This window comes from Halomonas sp. B23F22_20 (genome assembly GCF_043496985.1).
In the GTDB taxonomy this organism is placed as follows: Bacteria; Pseudomonadota; Gammaproteobacteria; order Pseudomonadales; family Halomonadaceae; genus Halomonas.
In genome coordinates, this window is sequence record NZ_JBIEKH010000001.1 from 106699 (window position 1) to 130103 (window position 23405).

General features: G+C 67.0%; 21 protein-coding genes. 12 read left to right on the forward strand and 9 right to left on the reverse strand.

The window, feature by feature from the left end; translation table 11 throughout:
- Window positions 1–62 precede the first annotated feature (62 nt).
- The 10 genes from ACGTN6_RS00485 (at window position 63) to ACGTN6_RS00530 (ending at window position 12990) form a co-directional block, all read left to right on the forward strand.
- The gene (locus ACGTN6_RS00485) at window positions 63–2795 is read left to right on the forward strand and encodes a beta-N-acetylhexosaminidase (RefSeq protein WP_394589278.1); all 2733 of its coding nucleotides are present in this window, start codon (window positions 63–65) and stop codon (window positions 2793–2795) included.
- Window positions 2796–2884: 89 nt separating this feature from the next.
- Window positions 2885–3682, forward strand: coding sequence for an HAD family hydrolase (locus tag ACGTN6_RS00490; RefSeq protein ID WP_394589279.1), 798 nt, complete (start codon window positions 2885–2887; stop codon window positions 3680–3682).
- Window positions 3683–3738: 56 nt separating this feature from the next.
- Window positions 3739–4464, forward strand: a complete 726-nt coding sequence (locus tag ACGTN6_RS00495) for a response regulator (RefSeq protein ID WP_394589280.1) — start codon at window positions 3739–3741, stop codon at window positions 4462–4464.
- Window positions 4461–5945 (forward strand): ATP-binding protein, encoded by a 1485-nt coding sequence (locus tag ACGTN6_RS00500; RefSeq protein WP_394589281.1) that lies wholly within the window; start codon window positions 4461–4463, stop codon window positions 5943–5945. Before ACGTN6_RS00495 ends, ACGTN6_RS00500 begins: the two co-directional genes overlap by 4 nt.
- A 79-nt stretch (window positions 5946–6024) precedes the next feature.
- Window positions 6025–7215, forward strand: coding sequence for an AGE family epimerase/isomerase (locus ACGTN6_RS00505; RefSeq protein WP_394589282.1), 1191 nt, complete (start codon window positions 6025–6027; stop codon window positions 7213–7215).
- Window positions 7216–7337: 122 nt separating this feature from the next.
- Window positions 7338–8612: an ABC transporter substrate-binding protein gene (locus ACGTN6_RS00510; protein ID WP_394589283.1), complete on the forward strand. Its 1275-nt coding sequence runs from the start codon at window positions 7338–7340 to the stop codon at window positions 8610–8612.
- A gap of 60 nt (window positions 8613–8672) precedes the next feature.
- Entirely contained in the window at window positions 8673–9614 is a 942-nt protein-coding gene (locus ACGTN6_RS00515) for a carbohydrate ABC transporter permease (protein WP_394589284.1), read from the forward strand.
- Window positions 9607–10485, forward strand: a complete 879-nt coding sequence (locus ACGTN6_RS00520; RefSeq protein ID WP_394589285.1) for a carbohydrate ABC transporter permease — start codon at window positions 9607–9609, stop codon at window positions 10483–10485. Before ACGTN6_RS00515 ends, ACGTN6_RS00520 begins: the two co-directional genes overlap by 8 nt.
- Window positions 10486–10594: 109 nt before the next feature.
- A complete protein-coding gene (locus ACGTN6_RS00525; protein ID WP_394589286.1) occupies window positions 10595–11716 on the forward strand; it encodes an ABC transporter ATP-binding protein in 1122 nt (373 codons plus the stop codon).
- 14 nt (window positions 11717–11730) lie between these two features.
- On the forward strand, window positions 11731–12990 hold the full coding sequence (locus tag ACGTN6_RS00530) for a YbiU family protein (protein ID WP_394589287.1): 1260 nt from the start codon (window positions 11731–11733) through the stop codon (window positions 12988–12990).
- Here ACGTN6_RS00530 and ACGTN6_RS00535 read toward each other — a convergent pair.
- The 7 genes from ACGTN6_RS00535 to ACGTN6_RS00565 all read right to left on the reverse strand — a co-directional run bounded on the left by ACGTN6_RS00535 (window position 12977) and on the right by ACGTN6_RS00565 (window position 20279).
- A complete protein-coding gene (locus tag ACGTN6_RS00535) occupies window positions 12977–13417 on the reverse strand; it encodes a universal stress protein (RefSeq protein WP_394589288.1) in 441 nt (146 codons plus the stop codon). The genes ACGTN6_RS00530 and ACGTN6_RS00535 overlap by 14 nt on opposite strands.
- A gap of 76 nt (window positions 13418–13493) precedes the next feature.
- Window positions 13494–14558, reverse strand: coding sequence for a TIGR01620 family protein (locus tag ACGTN6_RS00540; protein ID WP_394589289.1), 1065 nt, complete (start codon window positions 14556–14558; stop codon window positions 13494–13496).
- A complete protein-coding gene (locus tag ACGTN6_RS00545; protein WP_394589290.1) occupies window positions 14555–15940 on the reverse strand; it encodes a YcjX family GTP-binding protein in 1386 nt (461 codons plus the stop codon). The genes ACGTN6_RS00540 and ACGTN6_RS00545 overlap by 4 nt, the downstream gene beginning before the upstream one ends.
- Before the next feature lie 24 nt (window positions 15941–15964).
- On the reverse strand, window positions 15965–17143 hold the full coding sequence (locus ACGTN6_RS00550) for an MFS transporter (protein ID WP_394589291.1): 1179 nt from the start codon (window positions 17141–17143) through the stop codon (window positions 15965–15967).
- Entirely contained in the window at window positions 17134–18177 is a 1044-nt protein-coding gene (locus ACGTN6_RS00555) for a GlxA family transcriptional regulator (RefSeq protein WP_394589292.1), read from the reverse strand. Before ACGTN6_RS00555 ends, ACGTN6_RS00550 begins: the two co-directional genes overlap by 10 nt.
- A gap of 153 nt (window positions 18178–18330) precedes the next feature.
- Window positions 18331–19926 (reverse strand): solute:sodium symporter family transporter, encoded by a 1596-nt coding sequence (locus ACGTN6_RS00560; protein WP_394589293.1) that lies wholly within the window; start codon window positions 19924–19926, stop codon window positions 18331–18333.
- Between the two features lie 134 nt (window positions 19927–20060).
- The gene (locus tag ACGTN6_RS00565) at window positions 20061–20279 is read right to left on the reverse strand and encodes a hypothetical protein (RefSeq protein ID WP_394589294.1); all 219 of its coding nucleotides are present in this window, start codon (window positions 20277–20279) and stop codon (window positions 20061–20063) included.
- Window positions 20280–20390: 111 nt separating this feature from the next.
- Here ACGTN6_RS00565 and ACGTN6_RS00570 point away from each other — a divergent pair, with 111 nt between their 5' ends.
- Window positions 20391–20939 carry a DUF924 family protein gene (locus ACGTN6_RS00570; RefSeq protein ID WP_394589295.1) on the forward strand — a complete coding sequence of 183 codons (549 nt, stop codon included), beginning with the start codon at window positions 20391–20393 and terminating at the stop codon, window positions 20937–20939.
- A 69-nt stretch (window positions 20940–21008) separates the two neighbouring features.
- A complete protein-coding gene (locus ACGTN6_RS00575) occupies window positions 21009–21251 on the forward strand; it encodes a GlsB/YeaQ/YmgE family stress response membrane protein (RefSeq protein ID WP_183386689.1) in 243 nt (80 codons plus the stop codon).
- A gap of 174 nt (window positions 21252–21425) precedes the next feature.
- Here the strand turns inward: ACGTN6_RS00575 and gstA are convergent, their stop codons facing one another.
- Together gstA and ACGTN6_RS00585 are read right to left on the reverse strand one after the other, a co-directional pair.
- Complete coding sequence (gstA, locus tag ACGTN6_RS00580; protein WP_394589296.1) at window positions 21426–22037, reverse strand: glutathione transferase GstA; 612 nt, start codon at window positions 22035–22037, stop codon at window positions 21426–21428.
- Between the two features lie 161 nt (window positions 22038–22198).
- Complete coding sequence (locus ACGTN6_RS00585; protein ID WP_394589297.1) at window positions 22199–23257, reverse strand: LysR family transcriptional regulator; 1059 nt, start codon at window positions 23255–23257, stop codon at window positions 22199–22201.
- Window positions 23258–23405 lie beyond the last annotated feature (148 nt).

The window sequence follows — 23405 nt, forward strand, 5'->3', positions numbered from 1 at the left end:
AGGCGCGCCTCCGGGCATGCCGATGTCTTTTCCATGGCCATTTCATGACAAAAGGAACAAGCATGATGACCACGAACATGACTCGCCCGATGCATGGGTTCGTTCGACGCCCCCTCGCCACCGCACTCGCCCGTCGTCGCTGGCTCATGGCCGGGGCGCTGTCCTTGCTGGCGTTGCCCGGCGTCGGGCAGGCCCAGGCCGAGGGTGATCGGGCTCTGGCCGAGCGCCTGGCCGATCAACTCGAGGTCGATTATCGCATCAACGCCAACCATGCCTCCGTCCACGGCATCGATTGCCAATCCCTGGGCGCCGATTATGCCTCCTGCTTTACTGCCACCATCGGCTTGACCAACCGCGGCTCCGCTATCGAGCACGATGACTGGGCGATCTATTTTCCGAGCATACGTCGACTGCTGCGCGTCGACAGCGATCGGGTCGACATCGAGCACCTGACCGGCGATCTCAACCGGCTCGAGCCCGCCGCCGGCTTCGGCGGTCTGGCGGCGGGAGAGCGCCTCGAGATTCCGGTGGTCGGGGAGTACTGGCAGCTGTTCATGACCGATGTCATGCCACGCTGGTATATCGCAGTGGGGGAGGCGACCGCCACTCTCGACAGCACGTCGACGGAGAACATCGGCGACTTCGTGGCGCCGATCGCCGGGGAGCGTGTCAAGCGCACCCCGGATGACGCCAATGTGGTGATGAAGGCGGCGACGCGCTTCGAGCGCAACTCAGTGGCCAGTCCCATGCCGGCAGCGTCGCTGCGCGGCGGAATCGTGCCATCGCCGCGTCACCTCGAGGTCGGTGCCGCCGAGGCCGATCTCGCCGCTGGCGTCGTGCTCGATGCGCCGGCCATGTCGGCGGCCAGTCGATCGGCCCTGGAGACGTACTTCTCGCGACGCGGCATCGCGCTGCGCGATGGCGGGGGGTGGCCGATCGAGGTGCGGCTGGCGGCAGACGGCTTCGAGGGAGAACTGGCCCGGGAGGGAGCCTATCGGCTCAGCTCCGATGCTCGGGGGGCGAGCATCACCGCCTTCGATGCCGCCGGCGCCTTCTACGGCGTGCAGTCGCTGCTGGGGGCGCTGGGGGCCGACGGCCACCTGCCGGCACTGGAGATCGAGGATGCGCCGCGTTTCGACTATCGCGGCATGATGCTGGACGTGGCGCGGAACATGAAGGACAAGGCCTCGGTGCTCCGACTGCTCGACCGGATGGCGGCCTACAAGCTCAACCGTTTCCACTTCCACCTCAGCGATGACGAGGGATGGCGGCTGGAAATTCCTGGCCTGCCGGAATTGACCGAGGTGGGGGGAGAACGTTGTCACGATCTGGATGAGAATGATTGTCTGCTGCCCCAGCTCGGCTCTGGGCCGACTCGCGAGACCCATGGCAGTGGCCACTTCAGTCGCGAGGATTACATCGAGATCCTGCGCTATGCCAAGGCGCGCCATATCGAGGTGATTCCCGAGATCGACATGCCGGCCCACGCCCGAGCGGCAGTGGTGGCCATGGAGGCGCGCTACCGTCGGTTGATGGCCGACGGTGACGAGGAGGCGGCCAACGAGTACCGTCTGCTGGACCCGGAAGACACCTCGAAGACGCTCTCGGTGCAGCTCTATGATCGCCAAAGTTATCTCAACCCCTGTCGCGATGCCTCGCTGCGATTCGTCGACAAGGTGATCGGCGAGGTGACGTCGATGCATCGCGAGGCGGGGTTAGCGTTGCGCACCTGGCACTATGGCGGCGACGAGGCCAAGAACATCCTGCTGGGCAACGGCTTCCAGGATGTCGACGCCGCCGAGCCGGTGGACTGGAAAGGCACCGTCGACCAGAGCGGCGAGGATCATCCGTGGGAGGCCTCGCCGACCTGCCAGCGACTGGTGGTCGAAGGGGAGGTGGACTCGGTCGAGCAACTGCCGAGCTATTTTGCCCGCCACGTCAATGACCTGGTCGCCGAGCACGGCATCGAGGGCATGTCGGCCTGGCAGGACGGCCTCAAGGATGTGGCTCATGCCGACGACTTTACGACCGAACGTGTCGCGGTGAACTTCTGGGAGACCCTCTATTGGGGAGGCAGCGAATCGGCCGTCGACTGGCAGCAGCGTGGCTACGACGTGGTGCTCTCCAATCCGGATTACCTCTATTTCGACATGCCCTACGAGGTCAATCCTCATGAGCGGGGGTACTACTGGGCGACGCGCTTCACCGATACCCGCAAGGTGTTTTCGTTTTCCGCCTCGAGCCTGGCGCAGAATGCCGAGACTTCCCGGGATCGTGATGGCAAGGCCTTCTCCGCCGAGAGCCAGCCGGCCTGGGAGGGCGCCCACGGGCTGTCCGGCCAGGCCTGGAGCGAGACGGTGCGCACCGAGGAGCAGATGGAATCGATGGTCTTCCCTCGCCTGCTGGCGCTGGCCGAGCGTGCCTGGCACCGCGCCGACTGGGAGCTCGACCCGGTGGCGGGGCGAACCTACGAGGGCGGTGTCACCGAGCATGTCGCTCGTCAGGCACTGATGAGCGATTGGCAGCGCTTCGCCAACCTGCTGGGGCAACGTGAGTTACCGCGGCTCGAGGCGGCGGGTATCGCCTATCGGCTGCCGCTGCCCGGCGGCAGGATCGAGGAGGGCCGGCTGCTCGCCAACGTGGCGCTGCCAGGCGTCACCATCGAGATATCGCTTGACGGCGGTGAGACCTGGCGAACCTACGACGACGTGGCACGCCCCGAGGTCGATGATGACGTACTGATGCGCACCGTCAGCCGCGATGGTCAGCGTCACAGCCGTTCCGTTTCGCTCTAGCGCATGGCCCGTCGTGCCGCTTGTGCCGGGCGGCATGCGGTGCGACGGGCTGCTAGACTGGCCGCCTATTCATCGAGTGAGGACAAGGCATGACGCCCCACCTGATCGTCACGGACCTCGACGGTACCCTGCTCGGCGCGGATCACGCCCTGGCGGACGATACCGTCGAGACCTTCCGCGCCCTGTCGGCCCGGGGCCACCATATCGCCCTGGCGTCCGGGCGCCACTACCGCGATATCCTGGCGTTCCGTGACCGGCTCGGCGTGGACGCCCACATCATCAGCACCAACGGAGCCTATACCCACGGCCCCGACGATGCCCTGATCGAGGCTCGCTACCTGCCGGCCGAGCTGGTTCGTGAGCTGATCGAGCTGCCGCGCCCCGCCGAGGTACGCCTCAATCTCTATCATGACGACGAATGGGTGATCGACGCCGAGGCCCCGGAGTTGCTCGCTCTGCACGTCCACACCGGGTTCGGCTATCGGGTGGAGGCGGTGGAGCGGCTCTCGCCCGAGGGTGTCGGCAAGGTGCTCTACATCGGCGACCCCGGGCATCTCGCCGAGCTCGAGCAGGAGGCGCGGCGGCGCGGCGGCGAGCGGCTGCACGTCACTTATTCCATGGGCAATTCGCTGGAGATCATGGCCGAGGGCGTCAACAAGGGCACCGCGCTGACGGCGCTGCTCGCGCGCCTCGACCTGCCCGCCGAGCGCTGCCTGGCGTTCGGCGACAACCTCAACGACGCCGAGATGTTGGCGCTGGCCGGCGAGGGTCACATCATGGCCAACGGCCACCCCGAGCTTGCGGCGACGCTACCCGGGGCCCGGCGCATCGGCCACCACGCCGACGGCGGCGTGGCGCGCCATCTGGCCGAACGCTTTGCCCTCTGAGCGCTGCCACCTTGGTGGTATCGCCCAAGAACGGCGGCGCGGGTAAGGTGTCCGACATGACAACCCCCGCCGCTACCCTGATCGTGGTCGACGACGACCCGGAAATCCGCGACCTGCTGGCCGACTACCTGGGCCGCCACGGCTATCGCGCCCTGGTAGCGGAAGATGCCGTGGCGCTGCGCGGGCTGCTTGCCACCGAGCGTCCCGACCTGCTGATCGTCGACCTGATGCTGCCCGGTGACGATGGCTTCGCGATCTGTCGCGAAGTGCGCCGCGACGGCGAGCTGCCGATCATCATGCTCACCGCCAGCCCCGACGAGACCGATCGCATCCTCGGCCTCGAACTCGGCGCCGACGACTACCTGGGCAAACCCTTCAACCCCCGCGAGCTGCTGGCCCGGGTCAAGGCGGTGCTGAGGCGCTGCCGACCCCGGGAATCGTCGATTCCCCCGGCGCGGGCCAGGGTGGTAGCCTTCGGCGACTGGCGGCTGGATCGCGTGACCCGTGAGCTGATCGGCGCCGATGGCGAGCGCAGCGCGCTCTCCGGTGCCGATTTCACGCTGCTGCAGGCCTTCCTTGACCACGCCGAGCAGGTGCTGTCGCGCGATGCCTTGTTCGACCTGACCCGGGGGCGGCCGGCGCCGCCGCTGGATCGCTCCATCGACGTGCATGTCTGCCGTCTTCGCCAGCGGCTGGGCGAGGACGCCCAGCACTCGGCGCTGATCCGCACCGTGCGCGGCGCGGGCTACGTGCTGGCGGCCCGGGTGGACGTGATCGCGTGAGCCGCGGCGCCTGGCAACGCGGTCGCAGGCGACTGGCGCGCTGGCTGCCGCGTACCCTGCGTGGCCGCTTCCTGCTGATCATGCTGGTCGGCGTGCTCGGCGCCCAGTTGGCCAGCTATGCCATCTGGACGGCCCAGGTGCGCGACGGCCGGCTGGCCCGGCTCGATGAGCTGTCGCGTGACATCGCCTACAGCGTGGCGTCTACGGTGCGCTTCTTCCGTTCGTTGCCCTACGGCTACCGCCACATCGTGCTCGACCAGCTGCGCGATATGGGCGGCACGCGCTTCTTCGTCAGCGTCAACGATCATCGCATCGCCGTGTCTGATGCCGGGGCAGGGCCCGAGGCGCGGCTGGTGATCGACAACTTTCGGGGCGTGCTGCGCGCAGAGCTTGGCGTCACCGACGCCCTGGTGGCCTTCTCCGAGCCCGGTACCCTGCGGCTGCTCAACAACGAGGTGCCGCTGCGTGACCTGCCGCCGCGCTGGGGCCAGCACAGCCTGCTGACGGCGCCGCCGTCGCAGCCGATTCTGGTGGTGCAGCTGCCTCTGGAGGCCGACCAGTGGCTGTATGTGGCGACCCTGTTGCCGGTGCCGGAGGGCCTGGACGCGCGCCAATGGCTGTCGGCGGATCGCCTGTTCGTGCTGCTGGTGGTACTGCTGACCGTGATCGGCCTGTCGTGGCTGGGCATTCGCAGCGCCACCCGTACCCTGGCGCGGCTGGCCGGCGCGGCGCGGCGCTTCGGCGACGACCTGGATGCGCCACCGCTGGGCGAGGGCGGGCCACGGGAAGTGGCGGCCTCGGCGGCGGCCTTCAATCGCATGCAGCGGCGCATCCGCCATCAGGTGGAGGAGCGCGAGCGACTGTTCTCGGCGATTTCCCACGACCTCAAGACGCCGATCACACGCCTTCGGCTGCGCGCCGAGATGCTCGACGACCCGACCCAGCGCGAGCGTTTCTGCGCCTCCCTCGACGAGCTCGACCGGCTGGTGAAAGGTGCCCTGGATTCGGTCAAGGGCCTCGACATGCATGAGGCGATCGCCGCCATCGAGCCGCGGGAACTGCTCGAGGAACTGGCCGGCGAGCTGCGACTGCAGGGCGGCGAAGTGACGATCGAGGGCGAGGCGGCGCCGCTGACCGTCAAGCCCTTGGCGTTCAAGCGCTGCCTGGCCAACCTGCTGGAGAATGCCGTCTTCTATGGTCGGCGCGCCGAAGTAAGCCTGGCGGACGACGAGAGGGCGCTGCGTCTCGATATCCGCGACCATGGGCCGGGCATCCCGGCGGCACAGCGCGAGCGTGTCTTCGAGCCCTTCGTGCGACTCGAACCATCGCGCAGCCGATATACCGGCGGCAGCGGCCTGGGGCTGGGCATCGCCCGACACATCCTCGAGGCCCACGGCGGGCGGCTGCAGCTCGACGACCCTCCCGGCGGAGGGCTGGTGGTGCGCCTCGAGCTGCCCCGTCCTGGCCCGCTGGCCTCGTAACACTTCGCAGCATTTGGAAATACGGCATTCCCCCCGGCTCACGCTAGGCTGGACCCGATATTCCTTCAGGAGGAGCCCAGTGAACGTCTACGATCGCGACTTTCTCGCCGCCCATGTCCGCAAGACCATGGCTTTCTACCATCCCCGCGCCATCGATCCGCACGGCGGTTTCCATCACTACCTGCTCGATGACGGCACCATCCTCGACCGCGAGCACCGCCACCTGGTGTCCAGTGCCCGCTATGTGGTGACCTACGCCCGCTACGCTCGCCATGGCGGCGGCGACGAGTATCGCCACTGGGCCCGACATGGCCTGGCCTACCTGGAGCAGGCGCACTTCCAGACCGCCACCCAGGGCTACGCCTGGACCCTTGACGCCGGGGTGGTCGAGGACGACACCCATCACTGCTATGGGCTGGCCTTCGTGCTGCTGGCCTATGCCGAGGCGCTCCGGGCCGGCATCGACGAGGCGCGAGACGGCCTCCATGCCGTTCATCGGATGCTGCAGAAACGCTTCTGGGAACCGCGCTGGCAGCGCTTCGCCGATGAGGCCGACCGGCACTGGCGAGTCTCTGCCTATCGTGGCCAGAACGCCAATATGCACGGCTGCGAGGCGCTGATCGCCGCCTTCGAGGCCACCGGCGACGCCGTCTTCCTCGACCAGGCATCGGCCATCGCCCGGGCCATGGTGACGGCCAATCGCGACCATCCCCACGGCTGGATCTGGGAGCACTACGACGACCAGTGGCGGCCCGACTGGGACTACAATCGCGACGACCCGGCCCACCTGTTTCGTCCCTGGGGCTACCAGGTCGGTCACCAGACCGAGTGGGCCAAGCTGCTGGTGATGCTGGAGCGCCATCGTCCCGAACCCTGGCTGGTGCCCGCCGCCGAGCGATTGTTCCTGTCCAGCGCCACGGTGGGCTGGGACCGTCGCCACGGTGGTCTGGTCTACGGCCTCGATCCGGCGGAGCGGGTCTGCGACGGCGACAAGTACTTCTGGGTGCAGGCCGAGAGCCTGGCGGCGGCGGCGCTGCTCGGGGCACGCACCGGCCGGTCAGCCTATTGGCGCTGGTACGAACGGCTCTGGGACTATAGCTGGCGCCACTTCATCGACCATCGCCACGGTGGCTGGTATCGCATCCTGACCCCGGACAACCGCCGCTACTCCGACGTCAAGAGCCCGGCCGGCAAGGTCGACTACCACACCATGGGCGCCTGTCACGACATCATGGATGCCTTGGCCCGGCGAAATGTTTCAACCTCGTAATACCTCGGCAACACTATCCAGTATTAGGTAACGCCTATCGATGCCACGAATGCGCTAGCGTGAGGCGAGTCGCCAAGGTTTCGGGCGGCAGTCGAGACAACAACAATCAGGAGGCACGTCACATGCGCGCATTGATGCGATTCACCCCACTCCGCCATGCCCTGCTGGGACTGACCGCGGCCGGTGCCCTCGGCGCCGGCCAGGTCCAGGCCGGCGAGGTCGAGGTCCTGCACTGGTGGACCTCCGGCGGCGAGGCCAAGGCCGTGGGCGAACTGCGCGACCTGCTCGAGGGGGAAGGGCACCAGTGGAAGGACTTCGCGGTGGCCGGCGGGGCCGGTGACAGCGCCATGACGGTACTCAAGTCGCGGGCGATGTCCGGTAATCCGCCGGCGGCGGCGCAGATCAATGGCCCGGAGATTCAGGAGTGGGGCGAGCTCGGCCTGCTCGGCAATCTCGACGGCGTGGCGGAGCAGGGCGACTGGGACGCGCTGTTGCCCGAGGTGGTGGCCGACATGATGCGCCACGACGGCCATTACGTGGCGGTGCCGGTCAACGTCCATCGGGTCAACTGGCTGTGGGCCAATCCCGAGGTGCTGGCCGATGCCGGGGTCGAGATGCCGACCAGTTGGGACGAGATGTTCGCCGCCGGCGATGCGCTTCGCGAGGCGGGCTACGTGCCGCTGGCCCACGGCGGGCAGCCCTGGCAGGACGCCACCCTGTTCGAGAGCGTGGTTCTGAGCCTCGGTGGCAGTGACTTCTATCGCCGTGCCTTCGTCGATCTCGATGAGCAGACCCTCACCGGCGACACCATGATCGAGGCGCTGACCACCTTCAAGCGCCTGCGTGAGCTGATGGACGAGGGCATGCCGGGGCGTGACTGGAACCTGGCCACCGGCATGGTGATCGACGGCGAGGCCGCCATGCAGATCATGGGCGACTGGGCCAAGGGCGAGTTCACCGCCGCCGACATGCAGGCCGGCGAGGACTATCGCTGTGCGCCGGTGCCGGGCACCGAAGACGCCTTCACCTTCAATATCGACAGCTTCGCGATGTTCAAGCTCGGCGACCAGGCGGCGCGGGAGGCCCAGTACGCCATGGCGCGGCTGGTCCTGGAGCCTCAGTTCCAGAAGACCTTCAACCAGCTCAAGGGCTCGATCCCGGCGCGTCCCGACCTCGACATGAGTGGCTTCGACGACTGCGCCAAGCGTTCCATGGACGACTTCCAGGCCGCCAGCGACGCCGACACCCTGGTGCCCAGCATGGCTCACCGCATGGCCATGCGCAGCGATGTCCAGGGGGCCTTCTTCGATATCATCACCAACTACTTCAACTCGAGCGACATGAGCGCTGACCAGGCCGCCGAGCGGCTGGCCCAGGCCGCCAGCCTGGCCCTCTGAGCGTTCCGTCCGGCGCCTGCACGGCAGGCGCCGCCCCTTCCTCGAGTGTGAGGTGATCCCATGAAATCCGTTTCGACCCACGCGGACGCCTGGCGGCGCGGCGGGCGTCCCGCGGCGCGCGCCAGTCTCACGGGGCGGCTCCAGGCCTGGCTGCCCAAGCTGGTGCTGGCGCCGTCCGTGGCGATCTCGCTGTGCTTCATCTATGGCTTCATGCTGTGGACCTTTGTCCTCTCGCTGACCAATTCGCGCATGCTGCCCAGCTACGACTTCGTCGGCTTTGCCCAATATGCGCGGCTGATGGCCAACGAGCGCTGGTGGGTGGCGGCCACCAATCTTGGCGTGTTCGGCGCGCTGTTCGTCGGCGTCTGCCTGGTACTGGGAGCCGGCCTGGCGATCCTGCTCGACCAGCGGATCCGCCATGAGGGCGTGCTGCGTACGATCTATCTGTATCCCATGGCGCTGTCGTTCATCGTCACCGGGGTGGTGTGGAAGTGGCTGCTCAACCCGGGCCTGGGCATCCAGGCGATGGTGCGCGGCTGGGGCTTCGAATCCTTCACCTTCGACTGGCTGGTGGATCCCGACATGGCGGTCTACACCTTGGTGATCGCCGCGGTGTGGCAGGCCTCGGGCTTCGTCATGGCGCTGTTCCTGGCCGGCCTGCGCGGCATCGACGATAGCATCCTCAAGGCCGCCCAGCTCGATGGGGCCAGCCTGCCGCGGGTCTACTGGCGGGTGGTGATGCCCTGCCTGAGGCCGGTGGTGTTCAGCGCGGTGATGATCCTCTCGCACATCGCCATCAAGAGCTTCGACCTGGTGGTGGCGCTGACCGGCGGAGGGCCGGGCTATGCCTCCGACCTGCCGGCGACCTTCATGTACGCCCACGCCTTCACCCGGGCCCAGATCGGCATGGGCTCGGCCAGCGCCATCCTGATGCTCGGCGGAGTGCTGGCGATCCTGGTGCCCTACCTGTATTCCGAACTGCGGAGCCGTCGACATGGATAACGTGATTCGCTCCCGGACGCCGGCGGCGCGTGCCGGGCGCCTGCTGCTGCAGCTGGTGCTGGTCGTCGCCGCGCTGTGGTATCTGCTGCCGCTGGCGGTGATGGTGCTGACCTCGCTCAAGCCCCTCGACGAGATCGGCGCCGGCAGCCTGCTGACGCTGCCCGAGAACCCGACGCTGGCGCCCTGGCTCAAGGCCTGGGGCTCGGCCTGCACCGGGATGCGCTGCGAGGGCGTGAGCGGCTACTTCTGGAACTCCTTCGCCATCGTCATCCCGGCGGTCGTCATCGCGACCCTGATCGGCGCCTTGAACGGCTATGCCCTGACCAAGTGGCGCTTCCGGGGGGCGGAGCTCTTGTTCGCGCTGATGCTGTTCGGTTGCTTCATCCCCTTTCAGGTCATCCTGCTGCCCATGGCCCAGACCCTGGGCTGGCTTGGGCTGTCCAGCTCCCGGGCCGGACTGGTGCTGGTGCACGTGGTGTTCGGCATCGCCTTCACCACGCTGTTCTTTCGCAACTTCTACGTCTCGATCCCCGATGAGCTGGTGGCGGCGGCCAAGCTGGACGGCGCGGGTTTCTTCCGCATCTTCTGGCGCATCCTGCTGCCGGTCTCCAAGCCGATCATCGTGGTCTCGGTGATCTGGCAGTTCACCCAGATCTGGAACGACTTCCTGTTCGGGGTGGCCTTCTCCGGGCACGACACCCAGCCGGTGACGGTGGCGCTCAACAACCTGGTCAACACCTCGACCGGGGTCAAGGAGTACAACGTCGACATGGCCGCCGCCATGATCGCCGCGCTGCCGACCCTGCTGGTCTATGTGCTGGCCGGCAAGTATTTCGTGCGGGGGCTCACCGCCGGTTCGGTCAAGGGCTAGGCAAGCGATGGGGCCGCGCCCGCGACGGCGGTCCGCCTCTCGTCGCCCGCGGCACCCGTCAGCACCTCCCCGGCAAGGGGGGCAATAGAACAATGAAGAGGTAACCACCATGTCAGCTTTGGAAATCCAGCGGGTCTGCAAGGACTTCGGCAGCACCCAGGTGCTCAAGGACGTCAGCCTGGCCATCGACTCGGGCGAGTTCCTGATCCTGGTCGGCCCCTCCGGCTGCGGCAAATCGACCCTGATGAACGCCATCGCCGGCCTCGAGCCGGTGACCTCCGGGGAGATTCATATCGGCGGCGAGGACATCACCTGGCGCACCCCCGCCGAGCGCGACATCGCCATGGTCTTCCAGTCCTATGCGCTCTACCCGAGCATGACGGTGCGCGGCAACATCGCCTTCGGCCTGGAGATGCGCAAGGTGCCCAAGGCCGAGCGCGAGGCTGCCGTGGAGCGGGTCGCCGACCTGCTGCAGATATCGCATCTGCTCGAGCGCAAGCCGTCCCAGCTCTCCGGCGGCCAGCGCCAGCGGGTGGCCATGGGCCGGGCGCTGGCCCGCGAGCCCAAGGTCTACCTGTTCGACGAGCCGCTCTCCAACCTCGACGCCAAGCTGCGGGTGGAGATGCGCACCGAGATCAAGAAGCTCCACCAGCGTCTGGGCACCACCATCGTCTACGTGACCCACGACCAGATCGAAGCCATGACGCTGGCCGACTGCATCGCCGTGATGCGTGACGGCCGGATCCTGCAGATGGGCAGTCCCGACGAGATCTACAACGACCCGGTGGATATCTTCGTGGCCGGCTTCATGGGCTCACCGTCGATGAACTTCGTCGCGGCGGTGCTCGAGGGCACGCCCGGCGATTACCGCCTGCGCGTGGCGACGCCCGGCGCCGACGACCTGCTGCTGCCCTGGCCGGCGAGCCGCGAGACCGCCGCCCTGGCCGAATGCTGCGGTCGGACGCTGACGCTGGGCCTGCGTCCCGAGCACTTCAGCGAGGAAGATGCGCGCCTCGGCGAGCAGGCTGAAGGCACGCCGCTATCGGCGACCGTCAGCGTGGTCGAGCCCACCGGGGCCGATATCCTGCTGCGCCTGCCGCTCGGCGACGGCGAGATCACGGCCCGCGTGAATCCCGACTGCCGGGTGGCGGCGGGGGAGCGCCTGGGCCTGCGCGTCGACATGCGTCGTGCGGTGCTCTTTGATCCCGACAGCGAACAGCGTCTCGCCTGACACAGGAGATCGTCATGCCACAGCAAGCCTTTACCCTCGATCCCGCGCGGCTCGGCGAGACCATCGCCACTGCCAAGCGTGAGCTTCGCCACCGGATCGGCGACTATCGCGGCGCCTTCGCCCGAGCCGAGGCCGCCATTCTCGCCCAGGCGGCCGAGATCCGGGCGGAGCGCGAGGCAGGCCGCTCGGCGATCCCGAGCCTCGACGCCGACGACGTGGTGGCCGGCCGGGTCGACGAGGCGGTCCTGGCGCAGATCCGCCGACGCGGCGCCTGCGCCATCCACGGGGTGTTTCCGGAGGCCACCGCCGCGTCCTGGAACGCCGAGATCGGCGACTACCTGGCGCGCAACCGCTTCATGGCAAGGCTCGCCGAGGCCGCCGAGGACCCTTACTTCGGTGGCCTCGATCAGGGCACGCCGCAAATCTACGGCCTCTACTGGTCGCGCCCCCAGGTGCTGGCGCGTCAGGATCCGCGCCTGGCCGCCGCCTGCCGCTTCCTCAATGGCTTGTGGGACGCCGGGGAAGAGTTCGACCCCGGGCGCCTGGTCTGCTATGCCGACCGGCTGCGGCGTCGCCCGCCGGGCTCGGCGAGCCTGGGCCTGTCGCCCCACGTCGACGGCGGTTCCGTGGAACGCTGGCTGGAGGCCAACTTCCGCGACGTCTACCGGCACGTCTTCGACGGCCGGCCGGAGCGCTTCGATCCCTTCGACGCGCGCAGTCGCACCCGGGTGCGCGAGGTGAAATCGCCGGCGGTGTGCTCGATGTTCCGCACTTTCCAGGGCTGGACGGCGCTGACGGCGCAGCGCGGCGGGGCCGGCACCCTCAACCTGATCCCGATCGCCGATGTGATGAGTTACTTGCTGCTGCGGGCGCTGCAGGACGACGTGTCCGACGATGATCTGTGCGGGGCCCGGCCGGGTCGGGCGTTGTCGGTGGACCCGCACTGGCATGCGCCGTTGCTGGAGGCGCTGACGCCGATCCCCGACCTGGCCCCCGGCGACACCATCTGGTGGCACTGCGACGTGGTGCACGCGGTGGACCCCGAGCACCGGGGCCACGAGGACAGCAACGTGATCTACATCGGCGCGGCGCCCTGGTGCGAGAAGAATGCCGCTTACCTGGAAGGGCAGTGGCGGGCCTTCGCGTCGGGGCGCACGCCGCCGGACTTTGCCGCGGACGATTTCGAGGTGGATTTTGCCTCACGCGGCGGGCCGGCGCTGCTGACGCCGCTGGGGCGTGCGCAGATGGGGGCTCCGTCGGTCAGCGGACGGTGATCACCCGGCACTCGGCGCTGTGGCTGACCTTGTGCGACACGCTGCCCACCACCAACCCCTTGAGGTCGCCGAGGCCGCGGCTGCCCATGACGATGGTTTCGATGCCATGCTCGTCTGCTGCCGCCAGGATCGCCTGGCTGGGATCGCCCTCGGTGAGCACGGGCGTGACCTGCTCGACGCCCAGAGCTTTGGCTTCCTCGATGGCATGGTCCAGCAGCTCGCGGCCGACCTGCTCGCGCTTCTCGAGAGTGGCCCCCAGCGGGACCGCGCCGGCGCCCCATACCAGCAGGGGTTCGTGGGGCAGCGCTTCGGGAATATGCAGCAGGACGATGCGACCGTCCTCCTGGCGGGCCAGCTTGCAGGCCACGCACAGCGCAACGCGCGAATGCTCGGAACCGTCGATAGGCACGAGAATGGATTGGAACATGGGAAGATCTCCTTGGCTTGGCCGGGTCACACCCTTACAGCCTAGACGTCCTGTCGACGCTGTGGGCTGATCCTCGTCAGGTCTCGCCGTCATCCTGGCGGCGCTCCAGGTGCCGCAGTCGGCTCCACAGCTCGCGGCGCAGGTCGGCGATGCGCGGGCGTTCGGCCTCGTCGAAGGCCAGCGGTCGGGTCAGGCGCTGGGCGCGCAGCCCCAGCCGCGCTCCCAGCAGACCTACCCCGAGCCCCTGGCCGGCACGCGCAGAGAGGCGCCCGGCCAGGTTCAGCGACAGCCACTCCATGCCGGCTTCGCTGGCCATCTCGCTTGCCCCGGCGAAGGCCATGTCGCGCAGCACGCGGCGAAACAGGCTGAGCCTTGCCGCATAGCCCAGCTCCAGGCCATAGAGCCGGCACAGTCGGTCGATCAATGCCAGGTGGCGCCAGGCCACCAGCGCCATATCGACCAACGTCAGCGGGCTCAGCGCCACCATCACCGCCGTCTCGCCGCTCATCCGCGAGATCAGCCGGCTCGCCTCGCGATCCCGCGGGGCGAGCAGGTGATGGGCCAGCAGAGCCTGGGTCTCGCGACCGTCATGATGGGGCTCGCGCGCCGCGAGGAAAGCTCGCCAGTGGGGATGATCATCGTCCAGCGCCAGGCGGCGGCGCAGGGTCTCGGCGGTGGCCCGAGCCTGGCGCGGCGTGGCCTCGGGCAGTGCCGAAAGCGACTCGCGCAGCCGTTCGTGGCCGCGCAGGCGACGCAGGCGCCACGCTTCCCGAGCCAGCGCGCCACCGCCCAGGCCGATGGCGCCTATCCCCAGCAAGGCCCAACCCAGACCGAGCCAGTCGCCTCCGGCCAGCGACGCCGGCAGCGACTGGGCGAGCTCGCCGGCGCCCAGACCAAGCCCCGCGGCCAGCAGGCCGAACAGCCCCCAGCGGCGGCGCCGCGGCGGCGCCAGGCCCGCCGTGATGGCGGCTTCGCCGGCGTCGTTATCGGGCTCCGTGGTCGCCGGTGGATGATGAGTCTGGGCTGGATCGTAGCGTCGGCCAGGGGCCGGCGGCGCGTCGGGAGCCTGGTCGGGAGAAGGGGCCGTGTCCAGCGAGAAACGCTGGCCGGGGCGGGGGTCGGATTCGCGGGGTGCGGTCATGTCAGCTTGTCTCCGATCAGCCAGTCCAGGGCGGCGTCGAGGCGGATATGCGGCAGGGCGCCGACGTCCCGGGGCAGGGGACGGAAGGCGGTGAAGGCAAATCCCTGGCGGTGCCAGAAGTCGGCGTCGGGGAGTCGTTCCGGCACCTCGCCGGGGAACAGCAGCGCCTCCTCGCCCTCGAGGGTGACGCCGCGCAGGGCCGGCTGGCGCTGGCCGCGGTGGTCGACCTCGCGCGGTTCGGTGGCGCGGATGGACGCCAGGCTCAGGGCGCGCACCGGTACGTCGGCGAAGCGCAGGTCCTTGAGCGGCTCGGCGAGCAGTGCCTCCAGCAGGCCGGAGAGCCGGGCGTGCTGCTCGGGGGTGACGTGGTCAGCCTTGGTAGCGGCAATGGCCAATCGGTCGATGCGTGGGGCGAAGAGCCGCGACAGCAGGCTGCGTCGGCCGTAGTCGAAGCTTTGCATCAGCCGCGACAGCGCCCGGGACAAGTCCTCGAAGCGTTCCGGGCCGGCGTTCAATGCTCCCAGCACGTCGACCAGCACGATCTGGCGATCGAAGCGGCGGAAGTGCTCGCGGTAGAAGGGTTTGACGATGTGCTGCTGATAGTGGCGAAAGCGCCGCGCCAGGGTGGCGTAGAGGCTCTCCGGGGGCAGTCGCTCGAGGTCCGCGGGATCTGCTGCATCGAGCTCCGGCAGGGGAAAGAACTGCAGCACCGGAGCGCCCTCGAGCTCGCCGGGCAACAGGAAGCGTCCCGGCTGCAGGTCCGAGAAGCCGGCCTCGCGGGCCGACCTTAGCCCCTCGGCGTAGCGTTCGGCGATCTCGGCCAGGCGGCTTTCCTCGACTTCCTGGGCCGGGTCCAGGTCCGCCACCTCGCGTTGCCAGTCGGCAAACAGCGTGGCGCGCTCACCGTCGAAGCGCTGGGCGCGGCACCAGCTGGCGAAGTCGTGCTCGAGCAGTGGCAGGTCGAGTAGCCACTCGCCGGGATAATCGAACAGGTCCAGGGTCAGCCGGCGGGTGTCACCGCCGACCCAGCCAGGGCGGCGTGGCCGGTAGCGGATCGACAGGCGCAGTTCGCTGATGCCGCGAGTCGGTTCTGGCCAGCGTGGCGGGGTATCGTCGAGGGCGGCCAGGGCGCGATCGAAGGGAAAGCGCGGTACGCCGAGGTCCTGCTGCTCGACCCGGCGGGCCCCCAGCAGGCGCCCCTCCCGGGCCGCCGGCAGCAGGTCGAGGCGGGCCTCGAGCCCGGCATGGCGCAGCTGGTCGACCAGCGACGTGAGAAAGGCGGTCTTGCCGGCCCGCGACAGGCCGGTGACCGCCAGCCGAAGCTGGCGGTCGCGTCCGCGTTCTAGTAGGTCATGGAAATCGCGTGTCAGGTCCCGGGGCATTCGTAGCGTCGCTCGGCATCCGTGTCAGCCTCTAATCTGTGGGCGGCGAGCGCGGAAGGCAAGGTGTCGCAGGCCCAGCAGCGCCAGCGGCAGCAGGCACAGGGGAATCAGCAGCGCGTTGAGCATCGACCAGCCGAGCAGGGTCATGGCAGGGCCGGCGAGCAGGGCCGTCAGCGCCGCGGTGGAGAACACCATGAATTCGTTGGCCGCCTGGGTGCGGGCCTTCTCGGCGGGGCGGTGGGCCTCGGTGAGCAGGCCAGTGGCCGGAAGGAAGGCGAAGTTCCAGCCCACCCCGAGCAGCACCAGCCCGGTATGGAAACCGGCGATCCCGGCGTCGAACTGGGCGGTCAGGGCACTGGCGACCAGCAACAGGCAGCCGGTGGCGATCATTCTTGAGGCACCGAAGCGGGCGGTCAGTCGTCCGGTCACGAAGGAGGGCAGGAACATCGCCACCACGTGCCACTGGATGGTCGCCGCCACATGGTCGAAGCCATGGCCGACCTCGGCCATCGCCAGGGGCGTGGCGGTCATGGCCAGGTTCATCACCCCGTAGCCGACCATGGCGCTGACCACTGCCAGCAGGAATACCGGCTGGCGAACGATCTCGGCCAGCGGGCGCTGATCGCCGTCGACGGTATCGGCAGCCGGCTCGGGCATGCGCACGAAGGCCAACAGCGCCAGGGCCGCCAGATAGAGGACGCCGAGCCCCAGGAAACTGCCCAGGTAAGGGGTGTCGGCGAGGGCGTGGCTGTGACGCGCCAGCCAGGGGCCGAAGAAGGCGGCCAGAACGCCGCCGCCCATCACCAGGCCGATAGCCCGGTCGCGTCCGCCCTCGGGGGCTGCCTCCACCGCGGCGAAGCGATACAGCTGCCCGAAGCCGATGCCGATGCCGATCAGCCAGGTGGCGAGCAGGAAGGTGGCGAAGCTCTGGATATGCAGGGCGAACACGGCCAGCGCGGTCCCGCCCAGCCCCAGCAGGTTGCCGAGCACGAAGCCGCGGCGTCGGCCGAGGCGGGCCATGATCAGCGAGGCCGGGATGGTGGCGCACATCAGCCCCAGCCACTGGGTGGCGACGGGGGTGGTGGACCAGGCGGGCGCCGGCGCGAGCTGTGCACCAATCAGCGGGGCTACGGCAATCAGCAGGATGTTGCCGCTGACCAGCAGGGCCTGGCACAGCGAGAGCAGGGAAACCGTCAATGGCATGGGAGTATGTCCTTGTGGTGGGAGGGCCGAGCGCCGAAGCGCTCATGATAGACCGACGGCGGCACGCCGTAACGGCGATGGAACAGGCGCCGCAGCTGCTCGGCGCCGCCCAGCCGCCACTGGTCGGCGAGGCGCGCGAGCGGCGGCGCGGGATAGGTCGCGAGCAGCTGTCGTCGGGCGCCCTCCAGACGCAGCTGCGTCAGGTAGGCGCCGGGCGTGGTATCGAGATGGCGTCGAAACAGCCGCGATAGATGGCGCGGGGTGACCGCCATGCGCGTTGCCATGCTCTCCAGGCGGTGGTCGCCGGCGGGGTCGGCGTGCAACTGATCCAGCAGCTCGCGCAGTGGGCCGGCGGTGCGCTGCTGGTGGCGTAGTGCCTCGCTGAACTGGGACTGGCCGCCCGGCCGGTGCAGGAACATCACCAGTTCGCGGGCCACCTGGCCGGCCAGGGTATCGCCGTGGTCGGCCGCAACCAGTGACAGCGCCAGGTCGATGCCGGCGGTCACCCCGGCGCTGGTGTAGCGGCCGCGATCGTTGACGTAGAGGGCATCGGGCTCGACGCGCACCCGTGGATGAGCCTGTGTCAGTGCGTCGGCATGGCGCCAGTGGGTGGTGGCGCGGCGACCGTCGAGCAGCCCGGCCTGGGCCAGCAGGAAGGCGCCCGTGCAGATGGCGCCGAGGCGTCTGACCCGCGGGGCCATCTCGCGCAGCTCGTCGAGATGGTGGCCGGCCCGGCATTCGGCGAAGACCCCGCTGCCGCCGGCCACCAGCAGGGTGTCCGGCGCGCCACGTGCCGCCAGTCCCGCCCAGTCGAGGTCGGCCAGCATCGCCAGGCCGCCGTTGGTGGTCAGGGGGCCGGGGGCGCGGGCGACCAGCGCCAGATCGTAGAGCCGGTGGCCGGCGCAGTCGTTGGCGCTGGCAAACACTTGCCAGGGGCCGCAGACGTCGAGCGCCTGGCAGTCAGGATAGGCGATCAGCGCGATGCGGCGCGTCGAGGTGGCGGTGGGCGAGGTGAGGGAGGACGAGGCGGCCATCCGGGGGCTCCCAGTGTGAACGATGTCCTCGAGTCTGGCCTCAAGGCGCGATGTCCACAATGACCAATGTCCCACCGATAAGGACATGCGGTGCCCAGACGACGACGCCCCGCGGTGAGCGGGGCGTCCAGGGGGGCGAGGGGCGGGCCGGCGTCAGCCGGCGAAGGCCGCGTAGATGGCGATCACCAGGATCACCAGCACGATGCCCGCGGGTACCGCGCCCTTCCACGGCGTCAGGTCGATGGCGCCGCTGTCCTCGTGGACCCAGGCCTCGGCCCGCGGGCGCAGCTTGCCGATCACCAGCATCGCCACCACCAGCAGCGCGAACACCGAGGCCACGAAGTGGAACTCGTGCATCACCTGCGGCAGCCGGTCGAAGGGCGGAATGAAGTAGCCGGCGAAGATCAGCAGGCAGCCGCCCACCAAGGCGATCTTGGCGGCCATGGCCGGCACCCGCTTGGTCAGCAGCCCGACCAGCACCACCGCCAGCAGCGGGATGAAGTAGATGGCGTTCATCTTCTGCAGGTAGCCGAACAGGCTCTCCTGCCCGGCCAGCAGCGGGGCGATGGTCATGGCGATCAGCGCCATGATCCAGCCGAAGATCTTGCTGGCCCGTACCACCTGGGCCTCGCTGGCGTCCTTGTTGAGCACGCCCTTGTAGAAGCCGAGGCTGAACAGGGTGGTGGTGGAGTTCAGCGCCGAGTTGAACGACGACAGGATGGCGCCGACCATCACCGCGGCGAAGAAGCCGGTGAGGTAGGGCGGCAGCACGTTGAACACCAGGTGGCCGTAGGCTTCGTCGGCCTCGACGCCCTGATCGGCGTAGAGCTGATAGGCGATGATGCCGGGCAGCACCAGGTACAGCGGCCCGAGCAGCTTGAACAGGCCGGTCAGCAGCACGCCCTTCTGGCCCTCGGCGAGGTTCTTGGCAGCGAAGGTGCGCTGGATGATCTGCTGGTTGGTGGTCCAGTAGAAGACGTTGATCAGCAGCACGCCGGTGAACAGGGTGGCGAAGGGCACCTGCTGGTCCTCGCGGCCCATGGAGTTGAGCCGCTCGGGCTGGCTGTCCTTGAGAATCTCCCAGCCGGCCAGCACGCCGTTGCCGTCGCTGACGGCCTGCAGCCCGAAGTAGACGATCACGAAGCCGCCGACCAGCAGGCCGATGCCGTTCAGGGTGTCGGACACCGCCACGGTGCGCAGGCCGCCGAACAGCGCATAGACCGCGCCGATCAGGCCCACCAGCCATACCGTCAGCCACAGCAGGACGGTGTCGGACTGGATGCCGGTCAGGCCGTGCAGGTCGAGCATGCCCTGCAGGCCCATGGCCCCGGAGTAGAGGATGATCGGCAGCAGGATCACCCCATAGGCGAGTAGGAAGATCACGTTGGCGATGCGCTGGGTGCCCTTGTCGAAGCGGATCTCCAGCAGCTGCGGCACGGTGGCGATGCCGCTTCTCAAGAAGCGTGGCAAGAAGAACAGCGCCAGCAGCACCAAGGCGATGACCGCGACTACCTCCCAGGCCATCACGCTGAGGCCGTCGGCGAAGGCGGCGCCGTTGAGGCCGACCATCTGCTCGGTGGAGAGGTTGGTCATCAGCAGCGAGCCGGCGATCAGCGGGAAGGTCAGGCTGCGCCCGGCCAGGAACAGGCCGCTGGTGCTCGCGTGGTCGTCGCGGCGGGTAATCCGCCAGGTAAGGAAGGCCACCAGTCCCGTGAAGAACAGGAAGGAGGCGAGGGTGAGGGCATGCATATCGGAAAGATCCTTAACGAGTGGCGCTTGCTGGCATGATCATCGCTTGATTCGATGATTTTTTTGCTAACTTTACGAGCGTGCGGGGAGTCTAGGGGACTCTCGAGGTCATGCCATACGCCTTTCGTCTAACATCAGACGGGCGGTATGGAGCCTGCCGGCACCGGTGTCACCCAGCCGAACAGCTGTGCCAGCAGCGGGGCGGCGGCAATCACGAAGCCCAGGACAGCGAGCAGTCGCCCCGTCCAGCGGTGGCGGGGCTTGCGTGCCAGGCTCAGACCGGCGATGCAGACCAGCAGGCCGGCGATATTGAAGGCGTAGCCGAGCATCTGGAGAAGTTGATAGGCAGTCATGACGGGAAGGGCTCCGGCCGGTGTTAAGGAAGCGGGGTGAGGCTGCTATGATGGGAGACTATCAGCCGGGGCCAGCGTTTGGCTCCATTACTACAGGGAGGCAGTGACGCCATGGTTGGCCAGGATGCCCAGTCGGTCCTCGACTTCTGGTTCGGGGAGCTGACCCCGGCGCAGTGGTTCCACAAGGATGCCGGGCTCGATGACGAGATCCGCCGCCGTTTCGGGGCGATGCTTGAGGCCGCTCGGCGAGGCGAGCTATGGGCCTGGCGGCGTTCGGCGAAGGGACGGCTCGCCGAGATAATCGTGCTGGACCAGTTCTCGCGCAACATCCACCGCGACAGCGCCGAGGCCTTCGCCGCCGACTCCCTGGCGCTGGTGCTCGCCCAGGAAGCGGTGCTGGCGGGGCTGGACGATGCGCTCGACGACGCCGAGCGAGCCTTCCTCTACATGCCGTACATGCACAGTGAGTCGCTGGCCGTCCATGACGAGGCCCTGAGGCTGTTCGCGCGGCCGGGCCTGGAGGAAAACCTGCGTTTCGAGCACTTGCATCGCGATATCCTGGTGCGCTTCGGCCGCTATCCCCATCGCAACGCCCTGCTGAGAAGGGCTTCGACCGAGGAGGAGCTAGCCTTCCTGGAAGGCCCCGGGTCATCCTTCTGACATCGTGCCCGGGCTACATCGGGCACTTGCAGTTCTCACCATCGACCGTAAACGGAATAGGAGTGCGTCATGGGTATCATTGCCTGGTTGATCATCGGCGGGCTGGCGGGCTGGATCGCCGGCAACATCATGCGCGGCGGCGGCTTTGGCGTGCTGGGCAATATCGGGGTGGGCGTCGTCGGCGCGGTGGTCGGCGGCTTTCTCTTCAGCCTGCTGGGCCTCAAGGCCGGCGGCTTCATCGGCTCGCTGGTCACCGCGGTGGTGGGCGCCGTGGTATTGCTGTGGGTGATCGCCAAGGTGAAGAAAGCCTGACCCTCGGCGCTCGCCGGGGCCGACACGATCCCAAAAAACACACCGCCCGGCCAATGGCCGGGCGGTGTATGGTTGTATGATGGCATCAACGATAAGCCACAGGCATGTGGCGCATTGGACACGATGCAGATATAGCGGGATCTATTGATTTGAGGTGACCATCAATAGGAAATCCTAAACGGGATCAGATTCGGCTTCTGCCTTGATGGCCTCTTGCACGGCTTGGCGAGCTTCCATTCGTTGCATGAAGCTACGGAGTGTCGGCCAATCCTTGATGTCTATCGAAAAATTAGGCATCCAGCTCAGCACGGTGTAGAGGTAAGGGTCGGCGATGCTGTAAGTCCCCATCAAGTAGTCCTGATGATCAAGAGTGTTGACGATAAAGTCAAATCGCTTGAAAAGCTTTTTCTTGAAAATATCTTTCACCTCTTCGGGGAGCTCTTCACTGAATAGAGGATTGCAACCACCATGGATTTCAGAGGTGATGAAGTTGAGCCACTCCTGGAGACGCACCCGTTCCCAGGTGCCGTTTTTGGGAGCAAGGCCCGAGGCGGGTACCAAGTCGGCCAGATACTGTACGATAGCAGGGCCTTCGGTGAGCACTTCGCCATTGTCCAGCTCTAGAGCGGCAACATATCCCTTTGGATTGATTTCCAGAAAGTTTCCGCCCTCTGCTGTCTTCTTGGTCTTGTTGTTGATTCTAACGAGTTGAAAATCAATGCCAAGTTCGCGCATCAGTATATGAGGGGAAAGTGAGCATGTTTTGGGGGCGAAATATAACTTCATGCAGCCTCCTTGGTTCAGCGTTTCGTTAGGCGTGGGGTTGCTAAGCTTTGAAGCCTGGCAAGGATGCTACAAGGCAGGTTTGGAAGGCGTAAAGTTACGATTTCTACTTCTAGCATAAGTGGTTCTAATGATGTGTTTTTCTATGCTGCTTGGTGCCTTCTTCAATTCGGTTTGTGACTTCTTGGGTTTTGGGTCAATGACTTTTGGATCTGGTTGACCAAGGAGGAGACGGGCAATGGTGTATTGTCGGGGGCCGCCAATACTAACCCGAATTCCCGGTAAACAGGATCGGCCAGCTCCATGACGCGAATGCCACGTATATCATCGGGAACGGTCGATAATGGCACCACGGAAAGCCCCATACCTTCCCTGATCAGTGAGTAAGCCGTCTCCCAGTCCTGTACGGTAATGCGAACGTTATTGAGCGTGACGCCGTGGCGAGAAGCGACCTCCTGACCATGCAAGTGACAGCCGCCCGTTGCGGCGATAAAGGGTTCGTCCCCAAGTTCCTGAAGTGTGACGCCTGGCGAGGATGAGCGTCGTGCCATGGGGTGTGACGAAGGCATCACCGCTACCCAAGCATCTCGTCCCAAGGGGATCGCCTGGCGGTGGGGAGCCGGATTCATGACCACGCCAAGGTCGATGGTGCCATTGGCCAGCCACTCATCGACCTCCCGATCGGTCCCATTCAGGTGGATGACTTCGATACCCGGGTGCATACGGCAAAATGAACTGATGAGCGGTTGGAGCATCGAGGTGAAAAGCGAAGGGAAGCTTGCCAGCTTGATGCTTCCCTTATCCCAGTCCTTGGCGGAATCCGCCAGATTCTGGATCGACTCGAGTTCAGCCAGCATCTGACGAGCTCTGTCCAGTACCTGCTGACCTACGGCGGTGACGGTGGTCTGACGTCGACCTCTAACGAAGACCTTGATGCCGAGGGTCTCTTCCATCTGTGAAATTGCCTGGCTCGCGCCGGACTGGGTAATGCCGTAGCGTTCCGCGGCTCTGGAGACGCTGCCGGCGTCGGCGACGGCCACGAGCAGCCGCCAATGCAGGAGGTTCATCATGTCATTAACTTTCTTATGTGCAGATTGTGAATCCCTAACTGTACTTGTCGGAAGCAATCGGCCCAAGCTGGATGTGGCTGATGCTTGCGACGTCGTCATCGTTAATTCTTTCAGGATATGGTCCATATCGGCCGAATCGGCATCTTCATTCACCAGCACGATCCATTGTGTGATGTAGTAGCACCTGAAACTTGTAGCGCCAGGGATACGGCATGAGCAGTATTGATCTTCACCCTTTGCCCTTGCCATGACGCATAAAAAAACACGCCGCCCGGCCATTGGCCGGGCGGCGTGCGTTCGG